Source organism: Pseudomonas sp. TE6288 (assembly GCF_054062095.1).
This window is the reverse complement of the sequence record NZ_JBSSEW010000019.1, coordinates 109,291-116,720: the sequence shown is the minus strand read 5'-3', so window position 1 is coordinate 116,720 and position 7,430 is coordinate 109,291. Positions and strand designations below refer to the sequence as shown.

Sequence of the window (7,430 nt, the reverse complement as noted above, 5' to 3'; positions counted from 1 at the left end):
TCAAGGTGATCAAGCGGATGGCTTACGGCTACCGGGACAGCGAATTCTTTTTCATGAAGATCAAGTATGACTTTCCCGGCAATCCGTGAAGAACCAAAAAGAAGCCCCGCACAAGGCGGGGCTTCGGGTATTGCAGGCAGCGCTATCAGTTGCCTTTGACCGCCTTGCCGTCCACCGTGCCATCCTGCAGCACGATCACGTATTCCTTGCCATCGGTCTCGACCTGGCGCAGTTGCACCAGCAGGTAGTCCCAGTCCTTGGCGAACCACAGCTCGGTGATGCGCTTGCTCTGGCTAGGGTCGCGCACGCGCTCGACCTTGACCGCGTCGACCTGGCCAGTCTTGGTGGCCACTTTCTCGGTGCCCAGCACGCGGAAGTCGTAGGTGTCGATCTCATCACCGTCGACCACCTGGTAGGTCATGCTTTTCTTGCCGGCGGCCACGTCATGCTGCAGCGCCAGTTGATAGGACGACTTGTCCAGCACGCCACGGTTGAGCGGCAGGCTGATCGCGTCGCCACGGTCGCTGCCAGTCACCTTCTTGCCGGTCCAGTCGAAGGTGAGGTCGACTTTCTTCGCCTTGCCCAGGCCGCCGCGTTCGAAGTGGTACTTCTGCGGCAGCAAGGTGTCGTTGTCGAGCTTGAGGGTGCTTTGCTCGGTCAGGCTGGCGATCATCATGGAGGCCTTGAAATTAAGGTCCCAAGTACCGTTGGCGTTCTTCACCAGGCTGCGCTCGGCAGTGCCGCTCATGGGCAGCTGCTTCCAGTCAGCCGTGTAGCTGGCTGCGAAAGGCTTCAGATCAGCTGCCTGGAGGGGCAGGGCGAGCACGGCGAGAGCCAAGAGCAGGGCGCGACGCATAAATTCTCCTAGGATCGAATCAAGTGACCGCTGGCCGCCAGCGGCTGGCCATCCAGTAATGCACCGTGCTCGCCCAGACGCAAGCGTCCTTCGGCGAACCAGCGCACCGCCAGCGGGTAGATCTGGTGTTCCTGCAGGTGCACGCGCTGGGCAAGCGTCTGCGCGCTGTCATCCGCTGCAACCGGCACCACAGCCTGTACGACCAGAGGCCCGCCATCGAGTTCCTCGGTGACGAAGTGCACGCTGCAGCCGTGCTCGGCATCGCCAGCCTCCAGCGCACGCTGGTGGGTGTGCAGCCCTTTATACTTGGGCAACAGTGACGGATGTATGTTGAGCAGGCGGCCTTGATAGTGGCGCACGAAGCCGCCACTCAAGATGCGCATGAAGCCAGCCAGCACCACCAGGTCGGGTGCGAAGCCGTCGATCAGCGCCATCAGCGCCGCATCGAAGGCTTCGCGACCGTCGAAGCCGGTGTGCGCGAGCACCGCGGTGTCGATACCGGCTGCCTTGGCGCGTTCCAGGCCGTAGGCATCGGCGCGGTTGGAAATCACCGCGCGGATGCGTACTGGGCCGTTGCTGGCGCTGTTGCTGTCGATCAGCGCTTGCAGGTTGCTGCCGGAGCCCGACAGCAGTACCACGACGTTGCAGGTCTTGCCCGGCATCAGTGTGCCTTGAGATTCTTGAGCTCGACCTGGGCGGCGCCTTCGGCGGCCTCGGCGATCTGGCCGATGACCCACGGCTGCTCGCCGGCGGCGCGCAGCACGTTCAGGGCGTTGTCGACCTGGTCCTGGGCGACGCAGATGACCATGCCCACGCCGCAGTTCAGCACGCGGTGCATTTCATGTTCGTCGACGTTGCCTTTTTCCTGCAGGAAGTCGAACACCACCGGGCGCTGCCAGCTGGCCACGTCGACCACGGCCTGGGCGCCTTTTGGCAGCACGCGCGGGATGTTGTCCAGCAGGCCGCCGCCGGTGATGTGAGCCATGGCCTTGACCGCGCCGGTCTGTTTGATCAGCTGCAGCAGGGGCTTGACGTAGATGCGGGTCGGCGCCATCAGCAGGTCGGCCAGCGGCTTGCCGTCGAGCTGGGTGTTGTCGATGTCGGTGCCGGACACTTCGAGGATCTTGCGGATCAGCGAGTAGCCGTTGGAGTGCGGGCCGGAGGACGGCAGGGCGATCAGGGCGTCGCCGGTGACCACTTTCGAGCCGTCGATGATCTCGGCCTTTTCCACCACGCCGACGCAGAAACCGGCCAGGTCGTAGTCTTCACCTTCGTACATGCCTGGCATCTCGGCGGTTTCACCACCTACCAGCGAGCAGCCGGCCAGTTCGCAACCGGCGCCGATGCCGGTGACCACGGTGGCGGCCACGTCGACGTTGAGCTTGCCGGTGGCGTAGTAGTCGAGGAAGAACAGCGGCTCGGCGCCGCACACCACCAGGTCGTTGACGCACATGGCGACCAGATCCTGGCCGATGCTGTCGTGCTTGTTCAGGTTCAGCGCCAGGCGCAGCTTGGTGCCGACGCCGTCGGTGCCGGAGACCAGCACCGGCTGCTTGTAGCCGGCCGGGATCTCGCAGAGGGCGCCGAAGCCGCCCAGGCCACCCATGACTTCAGGGCGTGCGGTGCGCTTGGCGACGCCCTTGATGCGTTCGACCAGTGCTTCGCCGGCGTCGATGTCTACACCGGCGTCTTTGTAGCTCAGGGAGGGTTGCTTGCTCATTGATCCAGGCCTTTAGGAGGGAGGGATTCAGAAAAACGACCGGGACGGCCAAGGCCACTTTCAGAAACGGCGGCTGCCTGTACGTCACTGGTCTGCGAAGGCGCGCGATTTTATCAGGGTTGCCCCAAGGCGGCCATCCTCAGGCCGACGGGCAGGCGGGAAATCTGGGCAAAAAACGCTGTTTCACCCTGTGCGACTGGTTGCCGCGTCGGCGCCTGTATAAGGTATAGGCATGGCGACGTGCGCAAAGGCGCGGCACGGCGGAGCATTTTCCGGCGTGGCGCGGTCTCAGCCCACAGGCAAGGGCGCGTCGCCCCAAGGTCATCTGGACAGGAATCCTCAATGCGTCTTCTCAATTTCCTTGCTGGCGCCTGCCTCGCTGTGGCCGGCACCCTCGCGCAGGCCGAAACCGTCTCGGGCCTGTATCAGGTTCGCGAGCCCGTCGAAGGGCAGGGCAGCGAGGCCCGCGCCCAGGCGACCGGCAAGGCGCTCGATACCCTGGTGCTGCGCCTGACCGGCGACCCCAAGGCCGCGCAGAATCCGGCGCTGGCCGCGCTGCGCAAGGACCCGCAACAGATCATCAACCAGGTCGGCACCGAGGCAGGCCCACCGGAGTCGGTGCTGGTCGAGTTCGACCCCGGCAGCACCGAGCGCGCCCTGCGCCAGGCCGGGCTGGCATTGTGGGGCAGCAACCGGCCGTCGGTCCTGGGCTGGTGGCTGAACGACAGTGTCGAGGGCAGCAGCCTGGTCGGCGATGGCCAGGGCGCCGCTGAGCCATTGCGCCGTGCAGCCCAGCATCGCGGCCTGCCCCTGCGCCTGCCATTGGCCGATCTGCAGGAGCAACTGGTGGCCAATGCCAAGCTGCTCGAGGGTAACGACCCCGCGCCGCTGCGCGAGGCGTCCGAGCGCTATGGCGCCGATGCCTTGCTGGCGGTGCACGCCCATGAGGCCGACGGCAAGTGGCAGGGCAAGTGGCAGTTGTGGCTGGGCGACCAGCGTGAACAGGGCAATGCCGAGGGCAGCGATCAGGCGGCCCTGGCCGATGCGGTGCTGCTGGCGGTGAGCAACCGCCTGGCGCCGCGTTATGTCACGCGGCCAGGCGCCAGCAGCGACCTGCAGGTACAGGTGCAGGGGATGAACCTGCAGCGTTACGCCGAACTGAGCCGGGTACTGGAGCCTTATGGCGCCCGTTTGCAGATGGCCGAAGGCGGCACCTTGACCTACCGGGTCAGCGGCAATCGCGAGCAATTGCGCGCCCAGCTGGGCCTGGCCAAGCTGCAGGAGCTGCCTGCCGAGCCTGCAGCCGCCACGCCTGCGCCGAGCGCGCAGGGCGATACCGGCACAACGCCGCCCACCACTGCCGCAACGCCGTTCGACGGCTTGCGCTTTCGCTGGTAAGGAGTGGCGCAAATGACTGACATGCGTCGTTGGGTCTGGGTGGGCGCGGCCTTGGTGATCGCCGTGCTGCTGTACTTCCTGCACAACATCCTCTCACCGTTCCTGGTGGGCATCCTGCTGGCCTACCTGGCCGACCCGCTGGTCGATCGCCTGGAGCGGCTCGGGCTGTCGCGCACCTGGGGCGTGGTGGTGGTGTTCAGCCTGTTCACCCTGATCTTCCTGGCCTTGTTGCTGGTGCTGGTGCCGATGCTGGCCAAGCAGTTGCTGCGCCTGTACGAGCTGGCGCCGCAGATGCTCGACTGGCTGCAGCACGTGGCGCTGCCCTGGGTGCAGAGCCGCCTGGGCTTGGCCGACGGCTTCTGGAAGTTCGACAAGATCAAGGCCGCGATCGGCGAGCACATGGGCCAGACCACCGACATCGTCGGCGTGCTGCTGTCCCAGGCCACCGCCTCGAGCCTGGCGCTGATCGGCTGGCTGGCCAACCTGGTGCTGATCCCGGTGGTGGGCTTCTACCTGCTGCGTGACTGGGACCTGATGATGGCCAAGCTGCGCAGCCTGCTGCCGCGCCAGCGCGAGCCGCAGGTGGTGGGGCTGGCCGGCGAGTGCCACGAGGTGCTGGGGGCGTTCGTGCGCGGGCAACTGCTGGTGATGCTGGCGTTGGGCGTCATCTATTCCTCGGGGCTGATGCTGGTGGGCCTGGAGCTGGGCCTGCTGATCGGCATGCTGGCGGGGCTGGCGGCGATCGTGCCATACATGGGCTTCATCATCGGCATCGGCGCGGCGCTGGTCGCCGGGTTGTTCCAGTTCGGCGGCGACCTCTACCCCATGCTCGGTATCGTCGCGGTGTTCATGGTCGGGCAGGCGCTGGAGGGCATGGTGCTGACGCCGCTGCTGGTGGGCGATCGCATCGGCCTGCATCCGGTGGCGGTGATCTTCGCGATCCTGGCTGGCGGTGAGCTGTTCGGCTTTACCGGGGTGCTGCTGGCACTGCCGGTGGCGGCGGTGATCATGGTGTTGCTGCGCCATGTCCATGACCTGTACAAGGAATCGGACATGTACGCCGGGGAAGTAGACCCGGATCTGTGAGCGATCGCGGGGCAAGCCCGCTCCCATGCCTGGAGTCTGGAACACCCGGGGGTGGGAGCGGGCTTGCCCCGCGATGTGCTTACATTAAACGCAACTGCTTGATTTTACTTGTGCTATTCCCCTGCCGGATTGTGCCGTCCGCGTTGCGGGTATAGACTTTGCACACTGTTCATCAAAGGCCCCCTGTGGTCCCCGCGACCGCCCGCGAGCATGAAACCGATCCAGTTGCCCCTGGGTGTGCGTCTGCGCGACGACGCCACCTTCATCAACTACTACCCCGGCGCCAATGCCGCGGCACTGGGCTATGTCGAGCGGCTCTGCGAAGCCGACGCCGGCTGGACCGAAAGCCTCATCTACCTGTGGGGCAAGCAGGGCGTGGGCCGTACCCACCTGTTGCAGGCCGCCACCCACCGTTTCCAGCAACTGGGCGAGCCCGCCGTGTACCTGCCCCTGGCGCAATTGCTCGAGCGTGGCGTCGAACTGCTCGACCATCTCGAGCAATACGAGCTGGTATGCATCGATGACCTGCACGTGATCGCGGGCAAGGCCGACTGGGAAGAGGCCATGTTCCACCTGTTCAACCGCTTGCGCGACAGTGGCCGGCGCCTGCTGCTGGCAGCCTCCAGCTCGCCGCGGGAGCTGCCGATCAAGCTGGCCGACCTCAAGTCGCGGCTGACCCTGGCGCTGATCTTCCAGATGCGCGGGATGTCCGACGAGGACAAGCTGCGCGCCCTGCAACTGCGCGCTTCGCGTCGCGGCCTGCACCTGACCGACGAAGTCGGCCACTTCATCCTCACCCGTGGCACGCGCAGCATGAGCGCGCTGTTCGACCTGCTCGAACGTCTCGACCAGGCTTCCTTGCAGGCCCAGCGCAAGCTGACCATTCCCTTCCTCAAGGAAACCCTCGGCTGGTAGCGCTGAAAACACGGTGCCAGAGCGTCGAAACGGAAAAGTCACATGTTTTTCGATAAAATTTGCAAATGGGTCCGATAGAAGGCATAGTTTCCCCCTTCTAAAGGACTACAGACACGGTCGTGCCCATGCTGAAGCGCTTCGCACCCCTCGTGCCACTTGCACTTGTCACCCTTCTTTACGGCTGTGCCTCCACCGGCCCGGTCGCGCCTTCGCAGGATCAACGCATGGCCACCGAGCAATCGGTCAAGGCCAAGGCTTCAGCTTCTTCCGTATTCACCGAGGAAGAGCTGGCCAGCGAAGATGACCTCGAGGCATTTTCCAGCAACAGCAAGCCGTACCAGTTGCCCGTGCTGGCCGACAGCATTCTCGAACGCGGCATGGCGCTGATCGGTACCCGCTACCGCTTCGGTGGCACCTCCGAGAAGTCCGGCTTCGACTGCAGCGGTTTCATCGGCTACCTGTTCCGCGAAGAGGCCGGCATGAACCTGCCGCGCTCGACCCGCGAGATGATCAACGTCGACGCACCGAAAGTCGCGCGCAACAAGCTCAAGCCCGGCGACCTGCTGTTCTTCAGCACCAACGGTCGTGGTCGCGTCAGCCACGCCGGCATCTACCTGGGTGACAACCAGTTCATCCATTCCAGCAGCCGCCGCAGCGGTGGTGTGCGCATCGACAGCCTGGGCGATCGCTACTGGAGCAAGACCTTCATCGAGGCCAAACGCGCGCTCGCCATGGCGCCGACCACGATCTCGCGCAATTGAATTGATATCAAAATGCTGTACCCTGCCACGGCGGCGTAGCTGAAAAGCTCGCCGCCGTGCGCATTTACAGAAAGCGTCTAATCTAAATTCTCAACTCTTTTTACCTTCGGCCATGGCCGGGGCTCTCCGACAGGACGTTTACATCATGGCGATGTTGGCGCGCTTCGCATTCTTCTCCCTCGTGGCCCTGCTCGCGGCCTGCTCCAGCCGTGCACCCGCTCCGGCACCGATGGCCAAGGCCCCAATGGTGTTCAACCCATCGCCCTCGTCGCCTGCGGCGGACGATGTGCTGTTCCGCGCCATCGGCCTGGTGGGCACGCCCTATCGCTGGGGTGGCAATACCCCGGACTCGGGCTTTGATTGCAGCGGCCTGATTGGCTACGTGTACCGTGACGCCGCTGGCATCAGCCTGCCGCGCACCACCCGCGACATGATCGTCATGCGTGCGCCGAACGTGGACCTCGATGCGCTGCAGTCCGGCGACCTGGTGTTCTTCGCCACCAGTGGCGGCTCGCAGGTCAGTCATGCCGGGATCTATGTGGGTGAGGGGCGCTTCGTGCATGCACCGTCCACCGGTGGCACCGTGCGCCTCGACTACTTGTCGAACAGCTACTGGGCCAAGGCCTACCTCCAGGCCAAGCGGGTACTGCCGCCGGGGCATCTGGCGCAAAATCCCTGACGCCATGGCCGCCGC

Annotated in this window: 8 protein-coding genes; 5 read left to right on the top strand and 3 right to left on the bottom strand. The window is 64.8% G+C overall.

Annotated features, from left to right (window positions below; all coding sequences use genetic code 11):
* Positions 1-145: 145 nt before the first annotated feature.
* From ACVWY1_RS20440 to purM, 3 genes are read right to left on the bottom strand one after another with little or no spacing between them, the layout of a single operon-like run.
* Positions 146-856, bottom strand: coding sequence for a DUF3108 domain-containing protein (locus tag ACVWY1_RS20440; protein ID WP_023630171.1), 711 nt, complete (start codon positions 854-856; stop codon positions 146-148).
* Positions 857-864: 8 nt separating this feature from the next.
* Entirely contained in the window at positions 865-1,518 is a 654-nt protein-coding gene (purN, locus tag ACVWY1_RS20435) for a phosphoribosylglycinamide formyltransferase (protein WP_102683624.1), read from the bottom strand.
* Positions 1,518-2,576: a phosphoribosylformylglycinamidine cyclo-ligase gene (purM, locus tag ACVWY1_RS20430; RefSeq protein WP_038706623.1), complete on the bottom strand. Its 1,059-nt coding sequence runs from the start codon at positions 2,574-2,576 to the stop codon at positions 1,518-1,520. The genes purN and purM overlap by 1 nt, the downstream gene beginning before the upstream one ends.
* Positions 2,577-2,918: 342 nt before the next feature.
* Between purM and ACVWY1_RS20425 the strand changes: the two genes are divergently transcribed.
* The 5 genes from ACVWY1_RS20425 (at position 2,919) to ACVWY1_RS20405 (ending at position 7,415) form a co-directional block, all read left to right on the top strand.
* Positions 2,919-3,974, top strand: a complete 1,056-nt coding sequence (locus ACVWY1_RS20425; RefSeq protein WP_110701159.1) for a DUF2066 domain-containing protein — start codon at positions 2,919-2,921, stop codon at positions 3,972-3,974.
* A 12-nt stretch (positions 3,975-3,986) separates the two neighbouring features.
* Positions 3,987-5,060 carry an AI-2E family transporter gene (locus tag ACVWY1_RS20420; RefSeq protein WP_102683627.1) on the top strand — a complete coding sequence of 358 codons (1,074 nt, stop codon included), beginning with the start codon at positions 3,987-3,989 and terminating at the stop codon, positions 5,058-5,060.
* A 210-nt stretch (positions 5,061-5,270) separates the two neighbouring features.
* On the top strand, positions 5,271-5,975 hold the full coding sequence (gene hda, locus ACVWY1_RS20415) for a DnaA regulatory inactivator Hda (RefSeq protein WP_031314897.1): 705 nt from the start codon (positions 5,271-5,273) through the stop codon (positions 5,973-5,975).
* Between the two features lie 125 nt (positions 5,976-6,100).
* The gene (locus ACVWY1_RS20410; RefSeq protein WP_031314898.1) at positions 6,101-6,736 is read left to right on the top strand and encodes a C40 family peptidase; all 636 of its coding nucleotides are present in this window, start codon (positions 6,101-6,103) and stop codon (positions 6,734-6,736) included.
* A gap of 145 nt (positions 6,737-6,881) precedes the next feature.
* The gene (locus tag ACVWY1_RS20405) at positions 6,882-7,415 is read left to right on the top strand and encodes a C40 family peptidase (protein WP_102683628.1); all 534 of its coding nucleotides are present in this window, start codon (positions 6,882-6,884) and stop codon (positions 7,413-7,415) included.
* Positions 7,416-7,430: the final 15 nt, after the last annotated feature.

What these genes read in the sequence shown, in the direction of transcription:
- ACVWY1_RS20440 (WP_023630171.1), bottom strand. Translation starts at nt 856, where the DNA reads ATGCGTCGCGCCCTGCTCTTGGCTCTCGCCGTGCTCGCCCTGCCCCTC.
- purN (WP_102683624.1), bottom strand. Translation starts at nt 1,518, where the DNA reads ATGCCGGGCAAGACCTGCAACGTCGTGGTACTGCTGTCGGGCTCCGGC.
- purM (WP_038706623.1), bottom strand. Translation starts at nt 2,576, where the DNA reads ATGAGCAAGCAACCCTCCCTGAGCTACAAAGACGCCGGTGTAGACATC.
- ACVWY1_RS20425 (WP_110701159.1), top strand. Translation starts at nt 2,919, where the DNA reads ATGCGTCTTCTCAATTTCCTTGCTGGCGCCTGCCTCGCTGTGGCCGGC.
- ACVWY1_RS20420 (WP_102683627.1), top strand. Translation starts at nt 3,987, where the DNA reads ATGACTGACATGCGTCGTTGGGTCTGGGTGGGCGCGGCCTTGGTGATC.
- hda (WP_031314897.1), top strand. Translation starts at nt 5,271, where the DNA reads ATGAAACCGATCCAGTTGCCCCTGGGTGTGCGTCTGCGCGACGACGCC.
- ACVWY1_RS20410 (WP_031314898.1), top strand. Translation starts at nt 6,101, where the DNA reads ATGCTGAAGCGCTTCGCACCCCTCGTGCCACTTGCACTTGTCACCCTT.
- ACVWY1_RS20405 (WP_102683628.1), top strand. Translation starts at nt 6,882, where the DNA reads ATGGCGATGTTGGCGCGCTTCGCATTCTTCTCCCTCGTGGCCCTGCTC.